The organism is Paenibacillus aceris (assembly GCF_017874035.1).
GTDB classification, from domain to species: domain Bacteria; phylum Bacillota; class Bacilli; order Paenibacillales; family NBRC-103111; genus Paenibacillus_E; species Paenibacillus_E aceris.
This window is the reverse complement of record NZ_JAGGKV010000002.1, coordinates 375,516-401,824: the sequence shown is the minus strand read 5'-3', so window position 1 is coordinate 401,824 and position 26,309 is coordinate 375,516. Positions and strand designations below refer to the sequence as shown.

At 47.8% G+C, this 26,309-nt stretch carries 28 protein-coding genes, 1 pseudogene and 1 riboswitch; of the genes and pseudogenes, 27 read left to right on the top strand and 2 right to left on the bottom strand.

Features of this window, described 5'->3' with window-relative positions; all coding sequences use genetic code 11:
• Positions 1 to 68 precede the first annotated feature (68 nt).
• On the top strand, positions 69 to 1,199 hold the full coding sequence (locus J2Z65_RS06105; protein WP_167053657.1) for a M20/M25/M40 family metallo-hydrolase: 1,131 nt from the start codon (positions 69 to 71) through the stop codon (positions 1,197 to 1,199).
• Positions 1,200 to 1,372: 173 nt separating this feature from the next.
• On the top strand, positions 1,373 to 2,497 hold the full coding sequence (locus tag J2Z65_RS06100; RefSeq protein WP_167053659.1) for a DUF3866 family protein: 1,125 nt from the start codon (positions 1,373 to 1,375) through the stop codon (positions 2,495 to 2,497).
• A 34-nt stretch (positions 2,498 to 2,531) separates the two neighbouring features.
• Here the strand turns inward: J2Z65_RS06100 and mciZ are convergent.
• A pseudogene (gene mciZ, locus J2Z65_RS36065) lies at positions 2,532 to 2,597 on the bottom strand (Z-ring formation inhibitor MciZ); the annotation flags it as partial.
• A gap of 95 nt (positions 2,598 to 2,692) precedes the next feature.
• On the opposite strand from mciZ, the gene J2Z65_RS06095 reads away from it, so the two are divergent.
• From J2Z65_RS06095 to J2Z65_RS06010, 18 genes are all read left to right on the top strand, one after another.
• Entirely contained in the window at positions 2,693 to 3,247 is a 555-nt protein-coding gene (locus J2Z65_RS06095) for an NUDIX hydrolase (RefSeq protein WP_167053661.1), read from the top strand.
• A 1-nt stretch (position 3,248) separates the two neighbouring features.
• On the top strand, positions 3,249 to 4,427 hold the full coding sequence (locus tag J2Z65_RS06090; protein ID WP_167053663.1) for an endonuclease Q family protein: 1,179 nt from the start codon (positions 3,249 to 3,251) through the stop codon (positions 4,425 to 4,427).
• 63 nt (positions 4,428 to 4,490) lie between these two features.
• The gene (gene spoIIM / locus J2Z65_RS06085) at positions 4,491 to 5,132 is read left to right on the top strand and encodes a stage II sporulation protein M (protein ID WP_338111563.1); all 642 of its coding nucleotides are present in this window, start codon (positions 4,491 to 4,493) and stop codon (positions 5,130 to 5,132) included.
• A 105-nt stretch (positions 5,133 to 5,237) separates the two neighbouring features.
• Positions 5,238 to 5,723 (top strand): ferric iron uptake transcriptional regulator, encoded by a 486-nt coding sequence (gene fur / locus J2Z65_RS06080; RefSeq protein ID WP_167053665.1) that lies wholly within the window; start codon positions 5,238 to 5,240, stop codon positions 5,721 to 5,723.
• Positions 5,724 to 5,904: 181 nt separating this feature from the next.
• On the top strand, positions 5,905 to 7,020 hold the full coding sequence (ald, locus tag J2Z65_RS06075) for an alanine dehydrogenase (protein WP_167054396.1): 1,116 nt from the start codon (positions 5,905 to 5,907) through the stop codon (positions 7,018 to 7,020).
• 57 nt (positions 7,021 to 7,077) lie between these two features.
• The gene (locus tag J2Z65_RS06070; RefSeq protein WP_167053667.1) at positions 7,078 to 7,317 is read left to right on the top strand and encodes a DUF4227 family protein; all 240 of its coding nucleotides are present in this window, start codon (positions 7,078 to 7,080) and stop codon (positions 7,315 to 7,317) included.
• Positions 7,318 to 7,394: 77 nt separating this feature from the next.
• Positions 7,395 to 8,291, top strand: coding sequence for a site-specific tyrosine recombinase XerD (gene xerD / locus J2Z65_RS06065; RefSeq protein WP_167054398.1), 897 nt, complete (start codon positions 7,395 to 7,397; stop codon positions 8,289 to 8,291).
• A gap of 111 nt (positions 8,292 to 8,402) precedes the next feature.
• Positions 8,403 to 9,575 (top strand): phosphopentomutase, encoded by a 1,173-nt coding sequence (gene deoB / locus J2Z65_RS06060; protein ID WP_167054400.1) that lies wholly within the window; start codon positions 8,403 to 8,405, stop codon positions 9,573 to 9,575.
• A 34-nt stretch (positions 9,576 to 9,609) separates the two neighbouring features.
• The gene (locus tag J2Z65_RS06055) at positions 9,610 to 10,437 is read left to right on the top strand and encodes a purine-nucleoside phosphorylase (protein ID WP_167053669.1); all 828 of its coding nucleotides are present in this window, start codon (positions 9,610 to 9,612) and stop codon (positions 10,435 to 10,437) included.
• A 38-nt stretch (positions 10,438 to 10,475) separates the two neighbouring features.
• Positions 10,476 to 11,330, top strand: a complete 855-nt coding sequence (locus J2Z65_RS06050) for a purine-nucleoside phosphorylase (RefSeq protein ID WP_167053671.1) — start codon at positions 10,476 to 10,478, stop codon at positions 11,328 to 11,330.
• Between the two features lie 147 nt (positions 11,331 to 11,477).
• Positions 11,478 to 11,915: a flagellar protein gene (locus J2Z65_RS06045; RefSeq protein ID WP_167053673.1), complete on the top strand. Its 438-nt coding sequence runs from the start codon at positions 11,478 to 11,480 to the stop codon at positions 11,913 to 11,915.
• Positions 11,916 to 12,093: 178 nt separating this feature from the next.
• Complete coding sequence (locus tag J2Z65_RS06040) at positions 12,094 to 12,477, top strand: cupredoxin domain-containing protein (RefSeq protein WP_167053675.1); 384 nt, start codon at positions 12,094 to 12,096, stop codon at positions 12,475 to 12,477.
• Positions 12,478 to 12,560: 83 nt separating this feature from the next.
• Positions 12,561 to 13,862, top strand: a complete 1,302-nt coding sequence (locus J2Z65_RS06035; RefSeq protein ID WP_167053677.1) for a pyrimidine-nucleoside phosphorylase — start codon at positions 12,561 to 12,563, stop codon at positions 13,860 to 13,862.
• Positions 13,863 to 14,051: 189 nt separating this feature from the next.
• Entirely contained in the window at positions 14,052 to 15,227 is a 1,176-nt protein-coding gene (locus J2Z65_RS06030) for a D-alanyl-D-alanine carboxypeptidase family protein (RefSeq protein ID WP_167054402.1), read from the top strand.
• Positions 15,228 to 15,397: 170 nt separating this feature from the next.
• Positions 15,398 to 15,751: an anti-sigma F factor antagonist gene (gene spoIIAA, locus J2Z65_RS06025; protein WP_167054405.1), complete on the top strand. Its 354-nt coding sequence runs from the start codon at positions 15,398 to 15,400 to the stop codon at positions 15,749 to 15,751.
• On the top strand, positions 15,748 to 16,194 hold the full coding sequence (gene spoIIAB / locus J2Z65_RS06020; protein ID WP_167053679.1) for an anti-sigma F factor: 447 nt from the start codon (positions 15,748 to 15,750) through the stop codon (positions 16,192 to 16,194). Before spoIIAA ends, spoIIAB begins: the two co-directional genes overlap by 4 nt.
• Positions 16,195 to 16,205: 11 nt before the next feature.
• Complete coding sequence (gene sigF / locus J2Z65_RS06015) at positions 16,206 to 16,961, top strand: RNA polymerase sporulation sigma factor SigF (RefSeq protein ID WP_126141164.1); 756 nt, start codon at positions 16,206 to 16,208, stop codon at positions 16,959 to 16,961.
• Positions 16,962 to 17,127: 166 nt separating this feature from the next.
• Complete coding sequence (locus J2Z65_RS06010; RefSeq protein ID WP_167053681.1) at positions 17,128 to 18,558, top strand: SulP family inorganic anion transporter; 1,431 nt, start codon at positions 17,128 to 17,130, stop codon at positions 18,556 to 18,558.
• Positions 18,559 to 18,632: 74 nt separating this feature from the next.
• On the opposite strand, the gene J2Z65_RS06005 is transcribed toward J2Z65_RS06010, so the two are convergent.
• Positions 18,633 to 18,845 (bottom strand): DUF378 domain-containing protein, encoded by a 213-nt coding sequence (locus J2Z65_RS06005; protein ID WP_167053683.1) that lies wholly within the window; start codon positions 18,843 to 18,845, stop codon positions 18,633 to 18,635.
• Positions 18,846 to 19,022: 177 nt separating this feature from the next.
• Here J2Z65_RS06005 and J2Z65_RS06000 point away from each other — a divergent pair, with 177 nt between their 5' ends.
• The 7 genes from J2Z65_RS06000 (at position 19,023) to ribE (ending at position 26,295) form a co-directional block, all read left to right on the top strand.
• Positions 19,023 to 19,658 carry a stage V sporulation protein AA gene (locus J2Z65_RS06000; RefSeq protein WP_167053685.1) on the top strand — a complete coding sequence of 212 codons (636 nt, stop codon included), beginning with the start codon at positions 19,023 to 19,025 and terminating at the stop codon, positions 19,656 to 19,658.
• Positions 19,655 to 20,074, top strand: a complete 420-nt coding sequence (locus J2Z65_RS05995) for a stage V sporulation protein AB (protein WP_167053687.1) — start codon at positions 19,655 to 19,657, stop codon at positions 20,072 to 20,074. The genes J2Z65_RS06000 and J2Z65_RS05995 overlap by 4 nt, the downstream gene beginning before the upstream one ends.
• A gap of 28 nt (positions 20,075 to 20,102) precedes the next feature.
• Positions 20,103 to 21,707, top strand: coding sequence for a spore germination protein (locus J2Z65_RS05990; RefSeq protein WP_420850775.1), 1,605 nt, complete (start codon positions 20,103 to 20,105; stop codon positions 21,705 to 21,707).
• A 164-nt stretch (positions 21,708 to 21,871) separates the two neighbouring features.
• The gene (gene lysA, locus J2Z65_RS05985; RefSeq protein WP_167053689.1) at positions 21,872 to 23,203 is read left to right on the top strand and encodes a diaminopimelate decarboxylase; all 1,332 of its coding nucleotides are present in this window, start codon (positions 21,872 to 21,874) and stop codon (positions 23,201 to 23,203) included.
• 210 nt (positions 23,204 to 23,413) lie between these two features.
• On the top strand, positions 23,414 to 23,845 hold the full coding sequence (locus J2Z65_RS05980) for a peptidylprolyl isomerase (protein ID WP_167053691.1): 432 nt from the start codon (positions 23,414 to 23,416) through the stop codon (positions 23,843 to 23,845).
• 238 nt (positions 23,846 to 24,083) lie between these two features.
• Positions 24,084 to 24,264, top strand: a riboswitch (FMN riboswitch).
• 233 nt (positions 24,265 to 24,497) lie between these two features.
• Positions 24,498 to 25,607, top strand: coding sequence for a bifunctional diaminohydroxyphosphoribosylaminopyrimidine deaminase/5-amino-6-(5-phosphoribosylamino)uracil reductase RibD (ribD, locus tag J2Z65_RS05975; protein WP_167053693.1), 1,110 nt, complete (start codon positions 24,498 to 24,500; stop codon positions 25,605 to 25,607).
• Between the two features lie 16 nt (positions 25,608 to 25,623).
• Positions 25,624 to 26,295 carry a riboflavin synthase gene (gene ribE / locus J2Z65_RS05970; protein WP_167053695.1) on the top strand — a complete coding sequence of 224 codons (672 nt, stop codon included), beginning with the start codon at positions 25,624 to 25,626 and terminating at the stop codon, positions 26,293 to 26,295.
• Positions 26,296 to 26,309 lie beyond the last annotated feature (14 nt).

The window sequence follows — 26,309 nt, the reverse complement described above, 5'->3', positions numbered from 1 at the left end:
ACTCCTTTATCGTAAAAAAAGCTTGTACCCTTTTATTGTAACCCAAAGTGAGCATCGGAGGAAAGTACATGATTCAGCAAAACCGTTTGGTAGAAGAATTCATCTCGCTCGTACAAGTAGACAGCGAGACCCGCTTTGAGCAAGAAATTTGCGCCGTTCTGAAAGAAAAATTCAGCCGTTTGGGCTTAACTGTAGTGGAAGATGATTCCAAGGCAAAAAGCGGACATGGATCAGGCAATTTGATTTGTACGCTGGAAGCGACGGACAACAATGCTGCGATTCCAACGATTTTCTTTACATCGCACATGGATACAGTAGCTCCGGGTAAAGGCATCAAGCCACAAATTGGCGAAGATGGTTACATCCGCAGCGACGGAACTACGATCCTGGGTAGTGACGACAAAGCAGGAATCGCAGCTATGCTCGAAGGTATTCAAGTGCTCAAAGAGCAAAACATTCCTCATGGCCGCATTCAGTTCGTTATTACGGCAGGTGAGGAGAGCGGTCTGAAAGGCGCACGTGCTATGGATCGCAGCGTAATGGAAGCTGAGTTCGGCTTCGCGCTGGATTCCAACGGCAGCATTGGCGATATTGCTACAGCAGCTCCCGGCCGTGCGGAAATTGAAATTATTTTCCATGGGAAATCAGCTCACGCTGGCGTAAATCCAGAAGATGGCATCAGTGCCATCCAAGTCGCAAGCAAAGCAGTTTCACGCATGTCGCTCGGACGAATCGATAGTGAAACTACAGCGAATATCGGCAGTTTCTCTGGCGAAGGCCCGCTAAATGTCGTCTGCGATAAAGTGAGAATGGAAGCGGAAGCTCGCAGTATCGTGCAGCATAAGCTGGAAGCGCAAATCGCTGCGATGAAAGAGGCTTGCGAATCAGCAGCGGCAGATGCAGGAACAACTTGCGAGTTTACAGCAGACATCGTATATGCTTCCTACATGCATGACGACTCGGCGCCTATCGTGCAGCTAACGTCAAGAGCCTTGTCAACGCTTGGACTGACAGCGCGTACGTTCCATTCCGGCGGCGGCAGCGATGCGAATATTTTTAATGGCATGGGAATTCCAACGGTTAACCTGGCTGTTGGTTACCATGAAATCCATACGACGAAAGAGCATATCGCCATCAGCGATCTGGTTAAAACGGCTGAACTGGTCGTTGCTCTTGTGAAGGAAGCTGCAAAAGTTTAAAATGTCTGTTCAACCGATTAGTACTTGCCGAATAGTGGCAAGCTAATCGGTTTTTTTTGTATGCGTGTTATGAGTAAACGAGATGTCATTGGAGAAAATCAACCGAGTAAGTTTAATTCCGCGTTAATCCACATATGCTGCAAGTAGGCAAGGAGCATAAGGAGGAGACAGGCATGATGAGGCGGGAAGAAGGAACGGTCAGGGGCATTATGTCCGTCAGGGAAGGGGTGCAAGTTGTTAGCGTCGAAATGCGGTTCAGCGGCGAGGAGAAACGTGCTGTCCATTATACCGATATTTCACCTTTGCTTCATCCCGGAGACAGTGTTGTACTAAATGTAACGGCAGAGGAGCTGTCGTTAGGCTCAGGAGGCTATCATATCGTTCTGCCGCGGCACTTGGATAATGGCCAACTTCCTTCTGCAAGCCGTTCAACGAAAGGTCATATTATGAAACTCAAATACACTCCGTTACAGCGGAGTGTTCTGGCTGTTGAAGAAGAGATCAGCATTTTTCATACTGTTTTTAATGGCGATAAGAATTTGGAAGGTATGCCTGTTTTACTCGGGGAATTACATAGTATGCTGCCAGCGGCGGTGTGTTGGCTGCGGTACCGCGAGCTGCAGCAAAATCAGCCGTTAAAGCTGTCGAAGAATATATCTTATATCATGACGGACGGCGGCGCACTCCCGCTTGCTTGGAGTCAGCATGCGGCTCAATTGGAGGACATGAGGTGGCTTCAAAGCACCATTACCTATGGTCAAGCGTACGGTGGAAAGCTAGAGGCTATAAACAAGTTTAGCGCCTTAATCGCCGCTAAGCATGTAGCCAAAGCGGACCTTAGTCTGGTCACGATGGGTCCGGGAATTGTAGGGACAGGAACGCGTTATGGCTATTCGGGTATTGAAATCGGCGAATTGGTGAATGCCGTACACGCTCTGGGGGGGACTCCGATTGTGATTCCGCGCATTTCTTTTGCCGATAAACGTTCCCGCCATCGGGGGATTAGCCATCATACGCTGACTGCGCTTCAGCTTGCCGCTAGATGTCCGGCAGTCGTACCCTTGCCGCAATTAGAAGATGACGAACACGCTATGATTGGGGAGCAGGCGTATAGTCTGGAGCGTCATCGGGTCATGATGATGCCTGTTGTCTCGATCGAAGAGATCGCGGAGGCCTTTAGCTCCTATCCGCAACCGATTACCTCGATGGGAAGGGGATTATGGCAGGACCCTGCTTATTTCCAAGGGGTTTGCGCTGCTGTGGACTGTGCAATCCAGCTAGATAATCAATCAATGTGATGCTTTGTCCGCCTTGCTGGAGCATAAGTTGAAGCTGGCGTTTAATTTCCCATGCTTTTCCTACGAGGCGAAATTGACTTTCTGCTACATAACTCTTCATATCGATCTTCCTCTTTTCCGGTTAAAATTTGATATAATGATCGATATGCAAAAGCTGGACAAGTTATTCCAATTTAGAAATCGATGAGGTGCCGAATGTCTGAACATAAAAAATTCGAAGAAGTCACTATTAATTCTGAATCTATTTTCAAAGGGAGAATTATTTCGCTTCAGGTGGATACCGTTACGCTCCCTAATGGGGAGACGGCAACAAGAGAAATCGTAAAGCACCCGGGAGCAGTGGCTGTCATTCCATTAATCGGGGATAAGATGATCGTTGTGGAGCAGTACCGTAAGCCGCTGGAGAAAAGCCAGGTCGAAATCCCGGCAGGTAAACTGGATGCGGGCGAGGAGCCGCTGAAAGCTGCGTTGCGCGAATTAGAGGAAGAAACCGGATATCGGTCTGAGAATGTGAGGCTGGTCAGTTCCTTCTATACGTCCCCTGGGTTTGCGGATGAAATCATCCATCTGTACATCGCCGAAGATTTGGTTAAAGGGAATGCCAATCCGGATGAGGATGAGTTTCTGGAATGTGAAGCTATAACGCTGGAACAAGCGCAGCAATACATGCGTGATGGACGTATCAGCGATGCGAAAACCATTTTGGCGGTTTATGCATGGCAATTATATCGGTTAACGGGCCGGATTTAGAATGAAGTCTTACTACGTAGACCTTCACATTCACATTGGGCGAACGGAGAGCGGCCAAGCCGTGAAGATTAGTGCCGCAAATAATCTCACTTTTTTCAATATTGCTCATGAAGCGGCTGTCCGCAAAGGGATGGAGATCATTGGCATTATCGACTGCCATTCACCCTCTGTGCAAGACGACATCATGTCATATCTGGAACAAGGAGAAATGGTTGAGCTGGCTGGCGGGGGGATTCGTTACCGGGATACAACGATCCTATTGGGGAGTGAGATAGAAGTCAGGGAGCCGGGCATGAAGCCTGCGCACTTGCTGGCGTATCTGCCTAATCTGGAGACGATGCAGGGTTTTACGAAGTGGATGAAGGGCTACATGAAAAATGTGGAGCTGAGTTCGCAGCGTATTTATGTGCCCGCGCGAGTGCTTCAGGAAGAGGTGCTTGGTAGAGGGGGAATTCTCATTCCCGCTCATATTTTCACGCCTCACAAAAGCGTGTACGGCAGCGCGACAAACAAGATGGAAAATCTGCTTGACTTGGAAGGTATTTCTGCCGTTGAGCTGGGGTTAAGCGCTGATTCAGAGATGGCTGGCTTGATATCTGAGCTGGATCCGTTTACGTTCGTGACGAATTCAGATGCGCATTCTTTAGGCAAAATAGGGCGTGAGTATAACGAAATACGGTTAGCTGCTCCTACTTACGAAGAACTCGTAAAAGCGCTGCATCGTCAAGAAGGGCGTGATATTGCTGCAAACTACGGGTTGAATCCCCGGTTAGGCAAGTACCACCGCACCTACTGCTCGTTATGTGAAACGGTTCTGGATGATCAGCTGGGCACGGTAGAGCGCTGCGCAGATTGCGGCAGCAATAAAATTGTCAGAGGTGTCATGGATCGGATCTTGGATTTGGCGGATCGTGAGGAGCCGTATTTGCCTCCCTACCGGCCACCTTATCATTTTCAAGTTCCACTTGAGTTTATCCCGGGTCTTGGCCCCAAGAAATTGAATCAGCTGCTTCACCGCTTTGGAACCGAGATGAATGTGCTGCATCGCACGACGCAGGAAGAGCTCGAGCGTGAAGTGGGCGAAGAAATTGCTGCCTACCTTGTCAGTGCGCGTGAAGGCACACTTTCACTTGAGGTTGGTGGAGGCGGAAGATACGGCAAAGTGAAAAATCGTTCATAGTTTCCGGCTCTCGCTCATAAGCTTGTCTTTGTAGAGGTTGTACACACGGAAGGAGCTGCGAGAGTGAATAGGAACCTAACGATGAAACAATATATGAAGGATAATTTGCCGCTATTTATATTCGTCTCCGTGCTCTTTCTCATAGGTGTTGTGTTCGGCGCCGTTATGGTTAATGCGCTTTCCTTAGAACAAAAGCAAGAAATGACGAGGCATTTGGGCAGTTTTTTTCATGAAGTTAATGATGGCGCCGATTTTGACAGCAGGCAGTCGTTCGTTCAATCTTTTGGCATGCATATGAAGTGGATTTTATTGATCTGGCTGTTTGGTTTGTCGGTGATTGGCCTTCCGCTAATCCTTGTCCTGGATTTTCTCAAGGGTGTGCTGATCGGTTTTACTGTCGGCTATCTCGTTGGTCAAATGTCATGGAAGGGCATGCTGTTTGCGCTCGTTTCCATCGCACCGCAAAACTTGATTGTCATTCCGGCGATTCTCTTCTGCAGTGTGGCGGCGATGTCGTTTTCCATTTATATGATCAAAAATCGCTTTATGAGTCGTAATGGTAACATGTACCAACCTTTTATGCGTTTCACGACATTGACCCTAGTAATGGGCGTTTTCCTGCTTGGAGCAGCGCTTTGGGAGGGGTATGTGTCGCAATTAATGATGAAATGGGTTACGCCAATGCTAATTCCGCTTTATGGATGACAAGAATCAACATGTTTCTGTTTGACTTTGTCTGCAAGCTCCCCCTATAATAAAAAGAGTGGCTAAAATTGGGCTTGGATGCCCACCTTTCTGAGGGGGAGGCATATGGAAGCAAGGATTGAGAAAATTAAGCAGCAGTTGCAATCCCAAGGGTACAAGCTTACCCCTCAACGGGAAGCGACTGTGCGCGTACTCTTAGAAAATGAACAAGATCATCTTAGCGCCGAAGATGTGTTTATGCTTGTGAAGGATAAAGCTCCGGAGATCGGTCTGGCAACCGTGTACCGAACATTAGAGCTTCTGAGTGAGCTGCACGTCCTGGAGAAAATGAATTTTGGCGACGGTGTAGCCCGGTACGATTTGCGGGATGACAGCACGCGTCACCACCACCATCACTTAATCTGCGTTCAATGCGGGACCGTGGATGAAATTATGGAAGACTGGCTTGGTCCTTTGGAAGAAAGACTAGATCAGGATTTTCATTTTCAAGTATTAGATCATCGACTTGATTTTCAAGGTATTTGCTATCGCTGTAACGAACGAGGGAAACCGGACTCATTGGACAAATCCAAAACAACAGCGTCTGAATAGAGCTGTTTATACAAAGAAAATGCCTGTACCACACCCTGTGCGTACAGGCGTTTTTGCGTAGTTTTCATATACTGGGTAAGAAGAAAGAAGAATCTCCTTTCACATAATTGGACTGTAAGCATGGGTACATTATGACTAACGTTCATGAGAAAGAAGGTAGAGGCGAGTGACTCAGCAATCGATAGTGATCGGCGTACCGAAGGAAATTAAAAATAATGAAAACCGCGTCGCCTTAACACCTGGTGGAGCAAGCATGCTGCGGATGGCTGGTCATCAAGTGCTGGTTGAGGCCGGCGCAGGCAGCGGCAGCGGCTTCAGTGATGATGACTATGCCAAGGAAGGCGTCGTTGTCATACCGGAAGCCGCTGAAGTATGGAGTCGCAGCGAAATGATTATGAAGGTGAAGGAACCGCTCCCTGCCGAGTATGGCTTTTTCCGTGAAGGGCAGCTGCTGTTCACCTACTTGCATTTGGCTGCAGCGGGCGATTTGACAGAACAACTTCTTAGCAAGAAGGTAACGGGGGTTGCCTATGAAACAATTCAGCTGCCCAATGGATCGCTTCCGCTGCTGACGCCTATGAGCGAAGTTGCAGGACGCATGTCCGTTCAAATCGGCGCGCACTTTCTGGAGAAATTCTATGGGGGACGCGGTATTTTATTAGGCGGCGTCCCCGGTGTTCCACCAGCCAATGTGGTGATTCTTGGTGGCGGGATTGTGGGAACCAATGCGGCCAAAATGGCGCTTGGCCTCGGAGCCAACGTCGTGATTATCGAACGGAGTGCGGATCGAATGCGTGCTTTGGATGATATTTTTGGAGGAAGGCTGAATACACTGATGTCCAATCCTTTCAATATTGCAAGCGCCGCTGCGAAAGCAGATCTCTTGATTGGGGCCGTTCTTATCCCTGGGGCCCGAGCCCCCAGATTAGTAACAGAGGCGATGGTCAAAACCATGAAGCCAGGCGCCGTCATTGTAGATGTCGCAGTGGATCAAGGTGGATCGATCGAAACGATCGACCGTGTGACTACACACAGCAGCCCGACTTATGAGAAACACGGCGTCGTGCATTATGCGGTAGCGAATATGCCGGGTGCAGTTCCTCGAACCTCGATGCTAGCTTTAACGAACGTAACGCTCCCGTATGCGCTGGAGCTAGCCAATAAAGGATTAACAGGAGCGATCGCAGCCAATTACGCCTTACAATTGGGGGTAAATACGTACCAAGGCAGCGTAACACATCCAGCGGTTGCTGAAGCATTGGGACTTCCCTTTGTGAAGTTGTCCGAACTGTCATAATATGGGCCTAAGCCTCATATCCTGTCCTAAAGAAAGGGACAGAAATGGGGCTGGCCTATGATATTTTCATATCGCAAATTACTTGTTCGTTTACGTTTTATGATGCTTTTCATGGCGCTAACCGTTGTTTTATATCAAGTGATGATGGTGCTTTCCGGCTGGATAGAGCCTGTGAATCGGTATCGCACGCCAACTGGCAACTCCGTTAAGGTATTTGGACAGCACGAGCGTTCTACGCTGCCGGAGTCAGGCAGAATGAGCGACAGGCTGCGATTATTTTATTGGTATGGCGAATAAAAGAGGAGATCGCTAATGCATCGTTGAATGCTATCAGATAGAAATATGGCATGATAACGAAGGAGCATAATCGCATGATGACGGTTGATCTGCAGTCCTTCATCCGGTTTTTGTCCGTTGAACGCGGACTAGCTAAGAATACTCTGGAATCTTATGAGAGAGACTTGCAGCAATTTATGATGTATTTACAGCGGCAGGGCGTGACTGCTTGGAAAGAAACGAGTAAAACCCATATTGCGGGCTATTTGTCACAGATGAAATTGCTTGGCCGTGCCTCGGCAACTTTGTCGCGGAATCTGGTTTCAATACGAGCTTTGTACCAGTATTTAGTGAAAGAGCGTTTGGTTGATTCAGACCCATCGCTTTATGTTGAGGCGCCGAAGCTGGAAAAGAAGCTGCCCAAAGTGCTTTCGGTCGAAGACGTTGGCAAATTGTTGGATGCCCCTCAGCCGGAGCTTGTAAGCGGAGCACGTGATAAAGCGATGCTCGAGCTTCTGTATGCGACGGGAATCCGGGTCTCCGAACTAATTTCTTTGAATGTAGACGATGTTCATTTGCAGCTCGGGTTCATTCGATGCATGGGAAAAGGGGATAAAGAGCGCAATATCCCGCTTAGTTCCATTGCTATCCGGTGTTTAACCGCCTATATACATAAGGATCGGAAGAAATTGCTGAAGAAGTCGGCGGATGAAGAAGCTTTATTTATTGGACACTTGGGAACTAGGATGACGAGACAGGGCTTTTGGAAAATTTTGAAAAGGTACGCAGGGGAAATGAATATCGCAAGCGAGATTACCCCTCACGCCTTACGGCACTCCTTTGCAGCTCATTTGATTGAAAATGGGGCAGATTTAAGATCCGTTCAGGAGATGCTGGGACATTCCGACATTTCATCCACCCAGATGTATGTGCAAGTGACCAAGCTCAAAATGAAGGATGTTTACAATAGCGCTCATCCGAGAGCGAATATGTAAAAGCATGACAGCGGCATTTTCCAATTGGAGAAGCTGCTGTTTTGCATTCATAGATTAGAAGTGCGATAATCAAGGGTGGATAACATTGTGAAACAATTTGGAGGGACAATCGTGCGCTTTGAACGAATAGGTTTAATCGTATTGGACAGCGTAGGCATCGGCGAATTACCGGATGCAAAAGAGTTTGGCGACACAGGCAGCCATACGCTAGGACATATTGCTGAGCGGGTAAGCGGATTCTCGCTGCCTAATTTGCAGCGTATGGGTCTAGGCAGTATTGCTGAGATCAAAGGGATTCCGCAAGCTGAAGCACCAGAAGCTTACTATGGCAAAATGGCCGAAGTATCCGTCGGAAAAGACACGATGACAGGGCACTGGGAATTGATGGGACTTCGTATTTCTACGCCGTTTAACGTATATCCGGATGGATTTCCGGAAGCACTGATTTCACAATTTGAGCAGGAGACAGGCCGTAAAGTCATTGGCAACAAACCAGCCTCCGGGACGGAAATCTTAGATGAGCTGGGCGAAGAGCAGATGAAAACGGGAGCTTGGATCGTATATACATCTGCCGACAGTGTTTTCCAATTAGCCGCGCATGAAGATGTGATTCCGCTGGAAGAGCTGTATCGCGCTTGTGAAATTGCGAGACGTTTGACGCGAGGGGAGTTTGCCGTAGGCCGTGTTATCGCAAGGCCTTATATTGGCGAGCCAGGAGCCTTCAAACGCACGCCGAACCGGCATGATTATGCAGTGAAGCCACCGGAGCCGACAGTGATGAATCATTTGAAAGATGCCGGATTCGATGTGATCGCGATTGGGAAAATCAACGATATCTTTGATGGTGAAGGTGTCACGAAAGCGACATCGACGAAAAGTAATTTAGACGGTATTCACAAGACCATTGAAGTGCTTGGCGAACCGTTCAAAGGGCTGGCATTTACGAATCTGGTGGATTTTGATTCTCTTTACGGTCATCGCCGGGATCCGGAGGGCTACGGGCGTGCTTTGGAGGAATTCGACAGCTATGTGCCTCAGCTCAAAGAGAAACTCGGTCCGAAAGATTTGCTGATCCTGACGGCAGACCACGGCAATGACCCTATACATGCAGGGACGGATCATACGCGTGAATATGTGCCCATTTTGTTATACAGCCCGAGCTTTGAGGCGCCTGTTTCTTTGGGCATTCGCGGAACGTTTGCCGATCTTGGAGCTACGATTGCCGATAATTTCGGCGTGAAGCCTACAGATCAAGGCGAGAGTTTCTTACATCTTTTAAAATAAACAGGCTGAGAAATTAAGCTTAGGAGGAATTTATATGTCAGAGACATCCATGATTCAAAAGATTCAAGAGGCTGCCGCCTTTATTTCGAAGGAAACGAATATTAAACCGCAAATCGGACTCATTTTAGGTTCAGGCCTTGGCGTTCTAGCCGATCTCATCGAGCAGCCAATCGTGGTTGATTACTCGCGCATTCCGCATTTCCCGGTGTCCACAGTAGAAGGTCATGCCGGCGAGCTGGTTGTCGGTACGATTAAAGGCAAACAAGTATTAGTCATGAAAGGCCGCTTCCATGCTTATGAAGGCTATGGGGCTGAGACTGTTTCTTTTCCGGTCCGCGTAATGAAAGAATTAGGTGTGGAAACGTTAATCGTAACGAATGCGGCTGGCGGAATTAACGAGTCTTATCAAGTTGGCGATTTGATGGTCATCAGCGATCATTTGAATTTAACATACCGCAATCCACTGATCGGGCCGAACGACTCTGCACTTGGCGTACGATTCCCGGATATGTCGGAAGCGTACAGCAAGCGTCTGCGCAAACTGGCGCATGAGGTTGCGGCTTCTCAAGATTTTAAACTGCAAGAAGGCGTTTATGTTGGACTGTTGGGCCCTAACTATGAAACCCCTGCTGAGATTCGTATGTTCCGTACGCTAGGCGGCGACGCTGTCGGTATGTCTACAGTGCCTGAAGTTATCGTAGCGCGTCATGCAGGTATCGAGGTGCTTGGTTTCTCCTGTATTTCCAATATGGCTTCCGGAATCTTGGATCAACCGCTCTCTCACGCAGAGGTGATGGAAACGACGGAGAAGGTTAAACCTAAGTTTTTGAAATTAGTACTGGGCATTATTGAGGCTATTTAATCACAAATTGAGGCTATTTATCTGATAAGGAGATCAACATGGAATTGACTTACATACAGAAAATTAATGAGGCTGCAGCGTTTATTCAACAAAAATTAGGCAGTGCCGCGCCAGTCATCGGTCTGGTATTGGGTTCGGGCCTTGGCGATATGGCGAATCAGGTGGAAAATCCGATCACAATCGATTACAGCGATGTGCCGCATTTCCCCGTTTCTACAGTGGAAGGGCATGAGGGACGTTTTGTGGCAGGCACACTGGAAGGCAAACAAGTCATCGTTATGCAGGGACGTTTTCATTATTATGAAGGCTATGATATGAAAAAAGTTGTCTTTCCCGTCTATGTCATGAAAGCGATCGGCGTGCAAACCGTCGTGATGACGAATGCGGCAGGCGGCATGAATCGCGGATTTAAAGCTGGCGATCTCATGGTCATAAGCGACCATCTGAATATGACAGGCGATAACCCGTTAATCGGACCTAACCACAGCGATCTGGGTGTCCGTTTCCCGGACATGTCTGAAGCCTATAACCGTGAATACCGGGCACTCGCTCATAAGCTGGCACATTCTATTTCAGGAGAGGATGGCGTACCGCTAAAGCTGCAGGAAGGCGTTTATGCGGGGATTACAGGACCTACATACTGTACGCCGGCTGAATTGATGATGCTCGCTCGTATTGGCGGAGATGCAATTGGCATGTCTACAGTAGGCGAAGTGATCGCGGCGCGTCATGCTGGACTTAACGTGCTTGGAATTTCATGCATTACCGATATGGCGGTAGGTGAGGAGCTGGAGCCTCTGACGCACGAGCAAGTTGTAGCGGTCGCAAATCGGACGAAACCAAAGTTTATCGCATTGGTGAAGGCTTTTGTAAGAGAAGTTCAGCTGGGATAATTGGAAACTACATTTGATCGATTCTTAATGTAGACACGCACCTTTGGACCTATTCATGTGAAGGAAGTCATGATAATATATAGTGAATTAGTACTATATATGAGGGTGATCTAGTAAGGGTTACCCAGTCCGGGGATGTGATCGAGCATGTCAGTCCAATCATTAATGGTGGCCAACTGTCCACGCTGTGGAAAAGTGTTCCAAAAAAACTTGCGAAATCAATGTGCAGATTGCAGCAGAAGCATAGATTCCTTGCTACAGGGTTGTCTCGATTATTTGCGCAGAAATCACCGCTCTACGAATGAGCAGTTAAACGCTGCGATAGGGATTACGAGCGAACAGATGTATGCATGGATCAAAGAGGGGAAGCTGCTGCTTACCGACTATCCGAATTTGAACTATCCATGCGCATCCTGCACGAAGCTGATTCGTCAGCATAAGCTTTGCCAAGACTGCACGTTCCGGATTAATCGTGAGATTAAAGAACTAAATGATAAGCAACAAACATTTCAACCTGTCGAGAGAAAGAGACAAACGGCTTTATCCGGGGGCTTCCAGATTCGTGACAGACTGAGCGGCGTGTAATTTGCGGCATGATGGGAAATAGTAAGGATAATATCCCCCGGTAAGGGGGATGTTTTTACGAAGGTCCAGTCACAATTCCGTCACAAAATATTCAAGGATTTGCCACTAAACCTGTATGGGATTGTCTCGCGATGTTAGGTAGAATAGATGAAGTGAACACATTATGAGGGGGATATGCATGCAAAAGTGGATTTTCTTTGTGTTATTTATACTTGCGGGCGCACTGGGGCTGGGAGTCCTCTTTCAAGATATCTCTGGACGCCAAGCGGCGAAAGAAGCAGAGGCAGCCAGCAGTAAAATTCAACAGCTTAAGATTGCTGCTTCAAACTGGCAATTTGACTCGGCGGACTACACGATCAAAAGTGGCGAGCCTACGAAAGTTTCCTTGTCTTTGAAAGAAGGCGTACACGCAATCGAAATTAAAGGGTTGGATGTTAAGCTGGATAAAGAAAACCCTTCAAAAGAAATTACATTCGACAAACCAGGAACTTATGAGATTGATTGCGTACTACCATGTGGCGAAGGTCACGCTAAAATGAAAGCTAAATTAGTTGTTCAATAAAAGAGAATAATAGTTCGAAGGGGGCTCTGGCAGCTCCCTTTTTTCGATTTTAATCATTATGAAAACGCTTAGGAGGAACGGGTATGAGAATGGTTGATCTAATACATAAGAAACGGTCGGCAGAAGCGCTGACTGAGCAAGAAATCACTTATATCGTCAATGGTTATACAAAAGGAGATATCCCGGATTATCAGATGTCCGCCTTGTTGATGGCGATTTTCTTCAATGGCATGACAAGTGAGGAGATCTCGGCGCTTACGATGGCTATGGCAGGCTCAGGAGAAATGATTGATTTATCGGAGATTGCCGGAATTAAAGTAGATAAGCACTCCACTGGAGGAGTAGGCGACAAAATTAGCTTGATTGTGGGTCCGATTGTCGCTTCGCTCGGTGTTCCGGTTGCCAAGATGTCAGGCAGAGGCCTAGGACATACGGGTGGAACCGTGGATAAGCTGGAATCGATTCCGGGCTTTCGAATTGAATTGTCGAAGGAAGATTTCATAACGGCAGTGAATACGAACAAAATCGCCATCGTTGGCCAGAGCGGCAATTTAGCACCTGCGGATAAGAAGATGTATGCCTTGCGGGATGTTACAGCAACGGTAGACTCGATTCCGCTAATCGCCAGCTCCATCATGAGCAAAAAAATTGCATCCGGCGCTGACGCTATTGTCCTTGATGTGAAAATCGGTTCAGGGGCATTTATGAAAACCGTGGATGACGCCAGAGTGCTTGCTCGCACAATGGTTGATATCGGCCTCAAATTGAATCGCAAAACGATTGCGATGATCACGGATATGGAGCAGCCGCTCGGGCGTGAAATTGGCAATGCCAATGAAATCCGCGAATCCATCGAAGTGCTGCGCGGCACAGGCGATAAGGAGTTGACGGAAGTAGCGATATCTGTAGCGGCGTACATGTCGCTGCTCGGCAAAGTGTTTGAGAGCTTTGAAGAGGCGCAGGCGGCCGTTCGCGACATTGTGATGACTGGGAAGGCGCTGGACACGTTCAAACGATTTGTGGCGAGCCAAGGAGGCGATCCGAACGTGGTGGACCAGCCCGAACTTCTGCCGGCCGCTGCGCATCATTTCGAGGTGCTTGCGGAGCAGGAAGGTTATGTGAATCAGATTGATGCCGAACAAATCGGGATTGCCGCTATGCTTCTAGGAGCGGGACGTGCCAAGAAGGAAGATCAGATCGACTATGCGGTAGGACTCACTTTGAATAAGAAAATCGGTGATCCTGTCAAAGCCGGAGAGTCCATTTGCACCATTCATGCGAATCGGCAGGACGTGAAGGAAGTCACGGCGATGATTCAAGACGCTTATCGCATAGAGTCCGGCAAACCGGCTCCTGTGCAATTGATTTATGATGTGATTGTCTAGTACACCTGCTACATGGATGGAGCTATCTTACGGGTCTTTCAAACCTGTGGGATAGCTTTTTGTTGTTTCTGCTATATTTCCCCTCTCTTTGGAATATTTTGAGTGAAATTCGTCAAGACTGATTAGCAGTCATTCAAGCTGCAAGCGTCTGGATTTCACTTCATATCTCACAGGAGGGGTACAATGGCAATGCGAAAAAAAGGGCTACTAAGTTTATTCTGTTTACAGTTATGCGTGATGCTAATCTTACCGGCAGCTTATGCGGAAGAGAAGAAAGCGCCGACGGTTGATTTAACACCGAATGCGCAATCTGCGGTTTTGATGGACGCGGACACAGGCACGGTCATCGCGGAGAAAAACAAAGATGCCAAGCTCCCGCCAGCAAGTATTACGAAAATCATGACGATGCTTTTGATTATGGAAGCGATTGACAAAGGCAATATTAAAATGGATGAGAAAGTTCGTGTCAGTGAGTACGCAGCCTCCATGGGCGGTTCGCAAATCTTTCTGGAGCCAGGCGAGGAAATGACCGTTCAAGAAATGCTGAAGGGGATTGCAATGGCTTCCGGTAACGATGCTTCTGTAGCTATGGCAGAGAAAATCGCGGGATCCGAAGAAAATTTTGTGCAAATGATGAACGAACGCGCACAGCAGCTAGGAATGAAAAACACACATTTTTCAAACTGTAACGGACTGCCGGTCGCCAATCACTATACAACAGCAAATGATATAGCGGTCATGTCCCGAGAACTTCTTAAGCATGAAGAGATTACGAAATTTACAGGCGCTTATCAAGACTATTTGCGAAAAGAATCGCCTACCCCGTTCTGGTTAGTGAATACGAATAAGCTTGTGCGCTTCTACAGCGGCGCAGACGGGCTCAAAACAGGCTACACTAGCGAAGCGAAGTTCTGTTTATCGGCAACGGCGAAACGCGATAATTTGCGCGTCGTGGCCGTAGTGCTTGGTGAACCGAATACCAAAACACGGAACGCTGAGGTCACGAAGCTGTTTGACTATGCTTTTGCCCAATTTACGAACTACCCTTTATTCAAATCAGGTGATAGTCTGGGTAGTTTTACCGTAAATAAGGGTCAGGTTTCGACAGTTCCGTTAGTTGCAAAGCAAAATTACAGCATTTTAATGAAAAAGGGAACGGCTACGGATAACATTCGACATGAGCTGCAATTGGATCCGAACTTGAGAGCGCCAATCACGATGGGCCAACCCATTGGCAAAATTGTTGTTTATAGCGGCGATAATGTGCTTACCGAGTACCCTCTTGAGTCTCCTGTCGCTGTGGATAAAGCATCTTGGTGGAAGCTGTTCAAACGGACGACCGCACACATGTTCCATACGGACTAATGGTGAGATTCCTCGAATAAACACACTTTAGTTCTAGTTTTAGCGGTTTTCTTCTAGTTTTGTCGGGGGGCAGGAGTTCCCGTCTCAGTTGTAGAAAATTAAGTTTCATGACTTAATATAGGGATCTTTGAGTCTAGCTCAAAGTCTCTCAGCTGAGGGGAGTGAACATGTTGAGCCTGCAAATTGAATTCGAGCAAGGCCGAAGAGCGCTGATTGTTAGATTGAAAGGCGAGCTGGACCACCATACTGCCGATGTTGTGAAAGCGAGGATGGAGGAAGCGATTGCCAAAGAGCATACGCACCACTTGATCCTGAGTTTGAAGGATCTTTCTTTCATGGACAGCTCGGGTCTAGGCGTCATTCTCGGCCGCTATAAGCAAATTACGAATAAAGGCGGCAAGATGGTCGTTTGTGACGTTTCTCCTGCAGTCTACCGATTGTTCGAGCTTTCCGGCATGTTTAAGATCGTATCCATTCAAGATAACGAACGTAATGCAATGTCCAGTCTGGAGGTTGCACTATGAGCGAGCAGAACTTTATGACGCTGCAGTTTGCCAGTCGTTCGGAGAATGAAGCCTTTGCGCGTGTAGCTGTTGCTGCTTTCGTTTCGCAATTGGATCCAACCTTGAATGAATTAACCGATATCAAAACGGTTGTATCGGAAGCTGTAACGAATTCGATTATTCATGGTTACAACAATAAACCGGATGGTGTAATTACCATTACAACGAAAATTGAAGATGATATAGTCCGAATTACGATAGAGGACGAGGGTTCAGGCATTGATGATTTGGAACAAGCGAAACAGCCTCTCTACACATCCAAGCCAGAACTCGAACGCTCAGGAATGGGATTCACGATTATGGAAAATTTCATGGACGAAGTGGAAGTTGTGACGGCCGTCGGAATCGGAACCAAAATAAACATGTTGAAGCGAATTGAATCTAAAAAAGCTTTATACAATTAGGGGTTTGATCTATGGATGTCGATCTGAAGCATGCTTCTCACAGTTATTTAGACGATTCGGAAGTCAAACGGTTAATCGCCCTCAGCCAATCCGGAGATGGACTCGCCAGAGAAACACTCGTCAGCTGCAATATCCGCTTGGTCTGGTCTGTGGTTCAACGCTTTTTGAACCGGGGATACGAAGCCGAAGATTTGTTCCAGATCGGTTGCATCGGGCTGCTGAAGTCCGTTGATAAATTCGATCTGTCCTATGATGTGAAGTTTTCAACCTATGCGGTGCCGATGATTATCGGCGAAATTCAGCGTTTCCTCCGGGATGACGGAACACTCAAAGTCAGCCGTTCGCTCAAAGAACTGGCCAATAAGATCCGCAAGACGAAGGACGAGTTATCCAAAAGGCTTGGCAGGCTTCCTACGATTAAAGAGGTGGCAGAAGAGCTTATGATCACGGCGGAGGAAGTTGTTTTCGCGCAGGAAGCCAATAAGCCGCTTTCATCGATTCATGAGACTGTATTCGAAAATGACGGCGATCCGATCACTTTAATGGATCAAATCTCTGATGAGACCGGTGAAAAGTGGTTCGAGAAGCTCGCGCTTAACGAGGCCATTGGAACACTGTCCGAGCGAGAACGGCTCATAGTCTATCTCCGCTATTTCCGGGATCAAACACAGTCTGAGGTTGCCAGCAGGCTGGGTATTTCCCAAGTTCAAGTATCGCGGTTGGAAAAGAAAATTTTACAATCGATTAAAGATCAGATTGCCCAATAATCGGGCAGCACCAAAAGTAACCGTTCTCCATCCGGAGGGCGGTTATTTTTTCTATATAGAGACAAAGTCAATATTTCTGTATAATAATTAACTGCCAATCATGAAGCGGATTTCATGCGATTTTGAACATCAATTACTGTTTTTTTCTACTGAGGAGCGTGTCTAGTTGTACGGGAAATGGAAGAATTCATGGTTTATTAATGTACGAAAAGATGTATTATCCGGGATGACCGTTGCTTTAGCGTTAATTCCCGAGGCGATCGCCTTCTCGATTCTGGCCGGGGTAGACCCGATGGTTGGCTTATATGCTTCCTTCATCATAGCTCTGGTGATTTCCTTCACAGGTGGCCGCATGGGGATGATTTCTGCGGCAACCGGGGCGATGGCTTCGCTAATGGGACCATTGGTGGCAAAATACGGGATCGAGTACTTATTCGCGGCAAGCATTCTGACGGGTATCATTCAATATCTTATGGGCGTTTTGAAATTCGGGAAATTTATTACGTTCATTCCGCACTCGGTTGTTGTTGGGTTTGTGAATGCGCTCGCCATTATTATTTTTATGGCTCAGCTGCCTAGCTTTGCTGGTGCCCACTGGCAGATGTATGCTATGGTGGCCGGTACATTGGTCATTATTTACGGGCTGCCGAGAATAACCAAAGCGGTTCCTTCCGCCTTGGTTGCCATTATTGTTATGACAATTGTGTCGATCAACCTTCATTTGGATGTTCACACAGTGGGAGATATGGGGGAAATCACACAGACGTTGCCTTTCTTCCATGTGCCAAACTTCCATTTGTCTCTGCAAGCCATTGCTGTGATTCTTCCCATTTCCTTGGCTTTAGCCGTAGTGGGAATAACGGAATCCTTAATGACAGCGACGATCGTGGATGAAATGACGGAAACGAAAAGTGACAAAAATAAAGAAGTTCGGGGGCAAGGGATTGCGAATATGTTCTCTGGATTTTTTGGCGGGATGGCAGGCTGCGCGATGATCGGTCAAACCGTGATTAACGTAAAATCAGGAGGACGTTCTCGTCTGTCTACCTTTGTTTCAGGGGTGTTTCTGCTTTTTCTAATCATGGTGCTAGGCAATGTGGTTAAGCAAATTCCGATGGGGGCACTAGTCGGTGTTATGTTTATGGTGTCCATGGGCACTTTCGATTGGAACTCCTTGCGTACCTTGACCAAAATACCACGAAGTGACGCGCTGGTTATGGTGATCACTGTAGCTATCGTTGTTGCAACCTCTAACTTAGCCATTGGTGTCCTCTCGGGGGTTACCTTAAGCGCGCTTATATTTGGCTGGAAATCGGCAAAAATCAAGGCGCACACCTCCATAGAGGCTAACGGAGCCAAAACGTATCGCATTTCCGGACAGTTGTTTTTTGGAACAATGACCTACTTTATCGATTTATTTGATTATAGAAATGACCCGGAAACGATTGCGATCGATTTTAGCAACTCACATGTGTGGGATCATTCGGCGGTTACGGCCATTGCCAAAACGATTGCAAAATACGAGCAGCTGAATAAGAAAGTGATTTGTATTGGATTGAATGAGGAAAGTAAAGGATTAGTTGAACACGTTCGATAAAAAACATGTAAAAGAGCCGCTATTTACCCGTAGATCTACTGGGTATGGCGGCTTTCTTTTATTCACCTATGCGTTTATCTAGCAGAATATCTGCTGCCGTCGGAATAAAATCTTACGCAGTAAATTCCGCATAAGCCGACAATGGTATAGATGATGCGACTTAAAGCCGAAGATTCCCGATGAGAATCCCCACCCAGTATAGCTGAAACTAAATCCCATTCGAAGAGCCCAACTAAAAGCCAATTCAGCGCACCAATAATCACTAGTGTTAACGCCAGTTTTGCCATGTTTTCACCTTCTTTGATATGGAATAAGTTATCGTTATCCATTCTTACTATGCCAATTTGAGGGCAGCTTTATTCCTGGAGAATTTACCATTGAGGCAGACGATTATGGGTAGGAAACATTTTGCATACTACTCCTATACATGGATGAGACCCGTAAGTACTGAAGGGAGTGAGACCATGGTTAGGACAGGAGCTCCGCAATTGTATCTCCGGCTCAGAAGAAGGGCTAGTGTTCGTAAAGGGAGCGTCGTACAGCTTCGACATATCGCGCAAATTTTTGTAGAGCCTGAATATGAAACAGCATTGAATCAGCTGATTATTCATAAGCCGCAGCAGGAGGATGGCAACCGCGTCCTGATTGATATGATGCTGATCATTCGAAAAGTGAAGGAACGGTACCCGGAGCTGCAAATTGAACATTTTGGCGAACCTCATGTGCTCCTTGAGATTTATACGGATAATAAAAAAGTGAGTCCTGTACTCATTGGTCTGGTATGGTTCCTATTGTTCATAGGTTCGGGACTGGCGATTATGAATTTCCATGCGGATGTGTCCATGCTGGATGTTCATCGAAGGATCTATGAATTAATGACGGGCAAAAAAGTCGAGCATCCCCTCATTCTGCAAATTCCGTATTCGCTAGGCATAGGTGTTGGGATGGTCATTTTCTTTAATCATTTGTTTAAAAAGAAATTTAATGAAGAACCAAGCCCTCTGGAAGTGGAAATGTTCATGTACCAAGAAAATGTCAATCATTATGTGATTACCGAAGAGTATATAAAAATTCACGAGGAAGGGGAGTCGAAGGGATGACTCTCTTTGGGGAAGTCCTTTTGATTGCTTTTATCGGTTTAGCTGGAGGGATTGCCGTAGGGAGCGGTATGGTGGCATTCCTTGTAGTCCTGGACATTATCCCCAGGCTGGCGCAGATCACTCGTTCATTCTCGAAAATACGTGCTTATGAGGCCGCCGTTGTCTTGGGCTCACTTTTGTTCACGTGGGTTGATTTTAGCGATGCGAAAGTGCATCTCTTCCCGATGGGAACAGCCTTTGTCGGCTTATTTGCAGGTTGTTTTGTCGGTATGCTGGCGGCTGCGCTCACAGAAATTATTAATGTGCTGCCGATCCTTGCCAAAAGGGTGGGCATGGGTTCCTATATGATATTGCTGCTCATGGCGATGATTTTCGGTAAAGTGTTTGGATCCTTGTTTGAGTGGTTGTTTTATTAAGGTAAAGGAGGCGTACGTCGTGAAAGTGATTGTCAAAACAGGACATGACAACGAACAAGATAATGTGAATGATTCACAGCAAAAATTGGATAAACTAGCGATCGATGAGGAAGGAAATCTATCCGAGTATAATCCGATTACGGATATGACCCCAGAAGAGAAAGAGTTGAAAATTCAGGAAGAGATCCCCAGCAATTTAGAAGATGTAAAACGCGTGCTGGAGGAGCGTGTCGGCCTCAACCGCAGCTTTGATCTTGTACTTAGAGAAATGGTGTTTGGTTCGAAGAGGGTAGGAATCTTCTACTGCAATGGGTTCGTCAAGGATACGGTCTTAACCGACATACTGACGCGGCTCACCTACGCTCCTGAAGAAAACGTTTCTCACCATACGCTTCAAGTTTTCATGGATAATCTAATCCCGCATAACCAAGTGAAGTCCTACAAAAAAATGTCTGAAATCGTAGGGCAGGTGCTGATGGGAGGGACAGCCTTCTTCATCGAAGGAGAGACAGCTGCTCTCGCTGTCGATGTCAAGAGCTATCCGGTTCGCTCCATAGGCGAGCCTGATTTGGAGCGGGTCGTGCGCGGTTCAAGAGACGGTTTCGTAGAAACCTTACTGATGAACGTGACACTCGTCAGACGAAGAGTGCGCGATGAGCGGTTGAAGCTGGAAATCATGCAAATCGGCATGCGCACCAAAACGGACGTCTGTATAGGATATATCAACGATATCGCGAATGCTGATTTGGTGGATGCTATTAAGGAAAAAATAAGCCAATTGAAGATCGACGGGCTTCCGCTGGCGGAGAAGCAGTTGGAGGAAGCAATCGTCAATAAAGGTTGGAATCCGTATCCAATGGTTCGGTATTCGGAGCGTCCTGACGTCGTCTCTGCGCACTTGTTGGAAGGTCATGTCTGTTTGTTCGTAGACACGTCTCCGAGCGTCATGATTTTACCGACGACCTTTTTCCACCATGTGCAGCATGCTGAAGAATATAGACAAACGCCGTTCATCGGCACTTATTTAAGGTGGGTGCGGTTTGCCGGCATTATGTCTTCGATCTTTCTGCTCCCGCTCTGGTTTATGATGGTGATGGATCCTTCATTGAAGCCGGCAGGCTTAGAATTTCTTGGACCGCAGAAAGAAGGAACGCTCCCGCTGATTGTTCAATTTCTGATTGCCGATATAGGGATCGATCTGATGCGGATGGCCGCGGTACATACCCCTTCCCCACTTGCCACTGCAATGGGCTTGGTGGCAGCCATTTTGGTAGGGGATATCGCTGTCAAGACAGGGTTGTTCATTAATGAAGTTATTCTGTATTTGGCCCTTGCTTCGATTGGGATGTTTGCTACGCCAAGCTATGAATTGGGGCTCGCGAATCGAATCATCAGGTTGGGCCTTCTCATAGCTGTTGCGATCTTCCATGTCCCGGGCTTTGTAGTTGGATCGACCCTGTGGCTGATCTGGCTGGCAACAAGGAAATCCTACAACGCTCCATATATGTGGCCGCTCATTCCGTTTAATGCCAAGAGCTTCTTTTCAATTCTTGTTCGCCGCCCGGTACTCGCAGCCAAAACGCGTTTAAGCATTACGAAACCAATTGACGGCACACGTCAACCCAAATCGTAATAAACTAAAAGGACAAGGAATTCTTCTTGTCCTTTTTACGATTAAAGGCTGGCAGGATATTGTCAAATGCGCTTTTCCTATGGTACTTTAAATAGTAATGCGCATTCGGCCGTTTGAGCGGGAAATGTGTAGCAGCAGGTTCAGGGTGAGGGGGAAATGAAGCTATGTATTTGCATGGAACAAGTAAAATTAACGGTCAAGGTCACCTTGAAATCGGTGGTGTCGATACAACGAAGCTAGTTGCCGAATATGGCACGCCGTTATATGTGTTTGATGAAGCGCTCGTACGTGAACGTTGCCGCGAGTTCGTAGATGCATTCAAAGCATCCGGTCTTAAATTCCAAGTGGCTTACGCCAGCAAAGCGTTCTGCGTAATGGCGATGTGCCGCATTGTGGAAGAAGAGGGGATGTCCCTGGATGTCGTTTCCGACGGCGAACTGTATACGGCTCTTCAAGCTGGATTCCCGGCTGACCGGATTCATTTTCATGGCAACAACAAAACAATCGATGAAATCGAAATGGCGATTGATGCAAAAATCGGCTGTTTCGTCGTAGATAACTTTATCGAGCTTCAAATGCTGAACGCGATTGCCGGTGAGAAACGCCAGAAGGTGAAAATTTTACTGCGGATCACGCCGGGCGTTGAGGCGCATACGCATGAATATATTTCTACAGGCCAAACGGATTCTAAGTTCGGTTTCGACCTAGGTAATGGTGCGGCATTCCGTGCGATTGAAGAAGCTTCACAGTTAAGCAACTTGGAACTTCTGGGCATTCATTCTCACATCGGTTCGCAAATTTTCGAAGTGGAGGGCTTCCGCCTTGCTGCTGAGAAAATGGCAGCTTTAGCTGTTGAAGTTCGCCAAGAAATCGGCGTCACATTCAAAGTCATCAACCTTGGCGGCGGCTTCGGCATCCGCTATGTGAGCGAAGATACTCCGCTTCCGGTTTCTGTTTATGTGAAAGCTATTACAGATGCGATCAAAGATAATTTTGGGCGCAACGAATATCCGCTGCCGGAAATTTGGGTGGAACCGGGCCGCAGCATCGTTGGAGATGCAGGTACGACGCTTTACACGGTAGGAACATCGAAAGACATTCCCGGTGTGCGTAAATACGTATCCGTGGATGGCGGAATGACGGATAACCCGCGTCCTGCCTTGTATGAGGCGGTATACGAGGCTGTGCTCGCGAACCGTGCAACCGAGGAGCCGACGGAAGTCGTATCTATTGCCGGCAAGTGTTGTGAAAGCGGCGATATGCTCATTTGGGACCTGAACCTGCCGGAAGTGAACACAGGAGATGTGCTCGCAGTATCATGTACAGGCGCTTATAACTATGCGATGGCAAGCAACTACAACCGAATCCGTCGTCCAGGCGTTGTTTTCGTGAGCGAGGGTCAAAGCGACCTTGTCGTGAAACGGGAAACGTTCGATAACATCGTCGGTAACGATATCATTCCTGCAAGAATGAAACAAGTGAGTAAAACCGTTTAACATAGAAAACAGCCCGGTGTTGGGGCTGAGGAAGGGCTATCTCCGAAAGTTAGGTCAGGAATGACTTGGGAGATGGTCTCTTTTTTTATTCAATTCCTAAAGAAAAGAATAATGGCCCATAGAAGAATTATCATGGAATTCCAGCCGGGTTTGTGAAATGGATGTTTTCATAGTAGAATAAGATATTATTGTCTAAAGGAGTGGACCACAATGGCCAAACAAGCAAAAATTAAACTAGCAGGCGGTGGCGAAGTTCTTATCGATCTTTTCGAAAAGGACGCGCCAAATACGGTTGCCAACTTTGAAAAATTAGCAAACTCCGGTTTCTACAACGGACTTGTTTTTCATCGCGTAATTCCAGGATTCGTTGCACAAGGCGGTTGTCCATCCGGCACAGGAACTGGTGGCCCAGGCTACCAAATCAACTGTGAAATCAACCCGAACAAACACGAGCGCGGCTCCTTGGCTATGGCTCATGCAGGCAGAAACACAGGTGGAAGCCAATTCTACATTGCTTACCAACCACAGCCTCACCTTGACGGACAACATACCGTTTTTGGTAAAGTTTCCAAAGGTATGGAACTGGTCGATGCTTTCAAAGGCAGAGATTTGATGGAAAAAGTAGAAGTTGTCGAAGTATAATTTTCAAAATAAGAGAGGAACCTGCTGATCGTGATCAGCAGGTTCTTTTTCTACAATGTGGTGCTGCTATTGTCAGCGGATTCAGTATCCAAACATCAAAAATCTGTCCATAAAAAATTAAGCGCAGCACGGTTGAATTAACGCAAGATTAGTCGTTTTTTGTAGGACAAGGCAAAAAAGACCTTGCTTTTTGGATGGCTGAGTGATAAATTTTTCATAAGTTACTTTTCATATGTGTGCAAACCTTCGGGGCGTGGTGAAATTCCACACCGGCGGTGATTCGTCTGCAGGCTTGCTGTCTGCTAACGATTAGTCCGTGACCCGTTTTGAAGCTAGCGGTACCTGACATACAGCTTCGCTACGGCTGACCCGGTGAGAATCCGGGACCGACAGTATAGTCTGGATGGGAGAAGGAATACGCGAATACGGATTCGCTGTGCATGCTTGTTCATTTTTTCACGAGAACAAAAATTCGGCAGGTCTGTGCTTTGGCGCGGATAGGTCGTGCTTGTTTGATTTGATCAAAAATGCAACTAGTGTGGATGGATGAAGCTTCTTCGTGTTACCTAGACATTCTCTGGCCCCTATCCGATATACGGAGGGGTCTTTTTGCATTCTATTTCAAATTAGCTTGGAAAGGCGGTGAACACGCATGCATGTCTTGAATGATGAAGCTTACATGAGGCTTGCTCTGCAAATGGCTGAGAGTGCTCTTGGTCAAACAGGGATTAATCCGGTTGTCGGATGTGTTCTGGTGAAAGAGGGACGCATCGTCGGAATGGGAGCGCATCTAAAGCGCGGACATGGCCATGCTGAGGTTCTTGCTTTGCAGATGGCAGGCGAGGAAGCCAAAGGAAGTACGGCCTATGTCACACTGGAGCCGTGCAGTCACTTCGGCAAGACGCCGCCCTGCAGCGACCGTCTCATTGAAGCCGGCGTGATCCGTGTCGTCGTTGCCGGGACCGACCCGAACCCGCAGGTCGCGGGCAGCGGCATTGCCAAGCTGCGTTCCCACGGCGTCGAGGTGTCCGTCGGGCTGTTGGCGGAGGAAGCCTCGGCTATGAATGAGGCTTTCAATAAATATATCGTCACGCGCATGCCTTTCGTGACGCTGAAGACGGCCAGTACGCTCGACGGCCGCATCGCTTCAAAAACAGGCGACAGCAAATGGATCACGTCGCCTGTGTCGCGCGCTTTCGTGCATACCCTGCGCCACAGGCACCAGGGTATCATGGTCGGCGTTGACACCGTCATCGCCGACGACCCGCTCTTAAGCGCGCGCGGCGACGTACCGGCTGTGCAGCCGGTACGTATCGTCGCAGACTCGCGCTTGCGGGTCCCGCAGGGCGCCCGGGTGCTAACGGAGCAGGATCGTCAGCCGACGATCCTGCTCGCGACCGCACAGGCGCCTGCGGAGCGGCGTGCCGCGCTGGAAGCGCGCGGCATTACGGTCCTTACCTGCGGGGACGGCCCGCAGGTGGACCTGACGCTCGCCATGCGGCAGCTCGGCGAGCGCGAGATCGGCTCCATCCTCCTCGAGGGTGGAGGCAAGCTTAGCGGCGCGATGCTGGAGCGTCGCCTGCTGGATAAGCTGGTGCTGATGTTTGCGCCGAAAATAATCGGCGGAGGCCCTGCAGCACCCATGAACATCTCCTTCGAAGGCTTCGCGAAGATGGATGATGCAATTACGCTTGACCGGTTGAAGGTCGAGCAATTCGGACCGGATGTTTGCATAACCGGCTATCCGGTGTATAAGAGCTGACGAATGGAGGGCTGTCATGTTTACCGGCATTATTGAAGAAATCGGCCACATGCGCCGCATTCATAGCGTGGGCCAAGCGATGGTATTAACCATCGGTGCGAGGAAAATACTTGAAGATGTCCATCTGGGAGACAGCATCGCCGTGAATGGCGTTTGTCTGACCGTCATTTCCTTTGATAGTGAATCTTTCTCCGTAGATGTGATGCCGGAAACGTACCGGAAAACGAATCTGCGCAAGCTGCAAGTTGGCACACGCGTAAATTTGGAGCGGGCTATGGCGGCGAATGGCCGGTTCGGCGGTCACATTGTGCAAGGTCATGTGGACGCAACGGCGACGATCCTTTCCCGCATACCTGAAGAAAATGCGGTTGTTTACCGGTTCGAACCGGATAATAAACATATTTTCAGATACATTATTGCCGGCGGATCCATCACGATTGATGGAATCTCGCTTACCGTTGTCGATGTCACTGAACGTGACGTTGCGGTTTCGATTATTCCGCATACGTTGGCTCAAACGATCCTGCACGATAAAAAAGCAGGGGATACGATCAACATGGAATGCGACGTTCTGGGCAAATATATGGAACGACTGTTAAAGTTCGGTCCGGCTGAAGCCTCGGAGGGAAGCGTCAAAAAGCAGAGTACGTTATCCGCGAGTTTCTTGGCTGATCATGGCTTTATGTAATGGAGCCTAGCTTG

Coding starts and splice junctions, on each gene's coding strand:
- J2Z65_RS06070 (WP_167053667.1), top strand. CDS start 7,078: ATGATATTTTCATATCGCAAATTACTTGTTCGTTTACGTTTTATGATG.
- J2Z65_RS06035 (WP_167053677.1), top strand. CDS start 12,561: ATGAGAATGGTTGATCTAATACATAAGAAACGGTCGGCAGAAGCGCTG.
- J2Z65_RS06090 (WP_167053663.1), top strand. CDS start 3,249: ATGAAGTCTTACTACGTAGACCTTCACATTCACATTGGGCGAACGGAG.
- ribE (WP_167053695.1), top strand. CDS start 25,624: ATGTTTACCGGCATTATTGAAGAAATCGGCCACATGCGCCGCATTCAT.
- sigF (WP_126141164.1), top strand. CDS start 16,206: ATGGATGTCGATCTGAAGCATGCTTCTCACAGTTATTTAGACGATTCG.
- J2Z65_RS06050 (WP_167053671.1), top strand. CDS start 10,476: ATGGAATTGACTTACATACAGAAAATTAATGAGGCTGCAGCGTTTATT.
- fur (WP_167053665.1), top strand. CDS start 5,238: ATGGAAGCAAGGATTGAGAAAATTAAGCAGCAGTTGCAATCCCAAGGG.
- J2Z65_RS05995 (WP_167053687.1), top strand. CDS start 19,655: ATGACTCTCTTTGGGGAAGTCCTTTTGATTGCTTTTATCGGTTTAGCT.
- J2Z65_RS06005 (WP_167053683.1), bottom strand. CDS start 18,845: ATGGCAAAACTGGCGTTAACACTAGTGATTATTGGTGCGCTGAATTGG.
- J2Z65_RS06095 (WP_167053661.1), top strand. CDS start 2,693: ATGTCTGAACATAAAAAATTCGAAGAAGTCACTATTAATTCTGAATCT.
- spoIIAB (WP_167053679.1), top strand. CDS start 15,748: ATGAGCGAGCAGAACTTTATGACGCTGCAGTTTGCCAGTCGTTCGGAG.
- J2Z65_RS05980 (WP_167053691.1), top strand. CDS start 23,414: ATGGCCAAACAAGCAAAAATTAAACTAGCAGGCGGTGGCGAAGTTCTT.
- J2Z65_RS06045 (WP_167053673.1), top strand. CDS start 11,478: ATGTCAGTCCAATCATTAATGGTGGCCAACTGTCCACGCTGTGGAAAA.
- J2Z65_RS06100 (WP_167053659.1), top strand. CDS start 1,373: ATGATGAGGCGGGAAGAAGGAACGGTCAGGGGCATTATGTCCGTCAGG.
- J2Z65_RS06000 (WP_167053685.1), top strand. CDS start 19,023: ATGGTTAGGACAGGAGCTCCGCAATTGTATCTCCGGCTCAGAAGAAGG.
- xerD (WP_167054398.1), top strand. CDS start 7,395: ATGACGGTTGATCTGCAGTCCTTCATCCGGTTTTTGTCCGTTGAACGC.
- ribD (WP_167053693.1), top strand. CDS start 24,498: ATGCATGTCTTGAATGATGAAGCTTACATGAGGCTTGCTCTGCAAATG.
- lysA (WP_167053689.1), top strand. CDS start 21,872: ATGTATTTGCATGGAACAAGTAAAATTAACGGTCAAGGTCACCTTGAA.
- J2Z65_RS06030 (WP_167054402.1), top strand. CDS start 14,052: ATGCGAAAAAAAGGGCTACTAAGTTTATTCTGTTTACAGTTATGCGTG.
- J2Z65_RS06055 (WP_167053669.1), top strand. CDS start 9,610: ATGTCAGAGACATCCATGATTCAAAAGATTCAAGAGGCTGCCGCCTTT.
- J2Z65_RS06105 (WP_167053657.1), top strand. CDS start 69: ATGATTCAGCAAAACCGTTTGGTAGAAGAATTCATCTCGCTCGTACAA.
- J2Z65_RS06040 (WP_167053675.1), top strand. CDS start 12,094: ATGCAAAAGTGGATTTTCTTTGTGTTATTTATACTTGCGGGCGCACTG.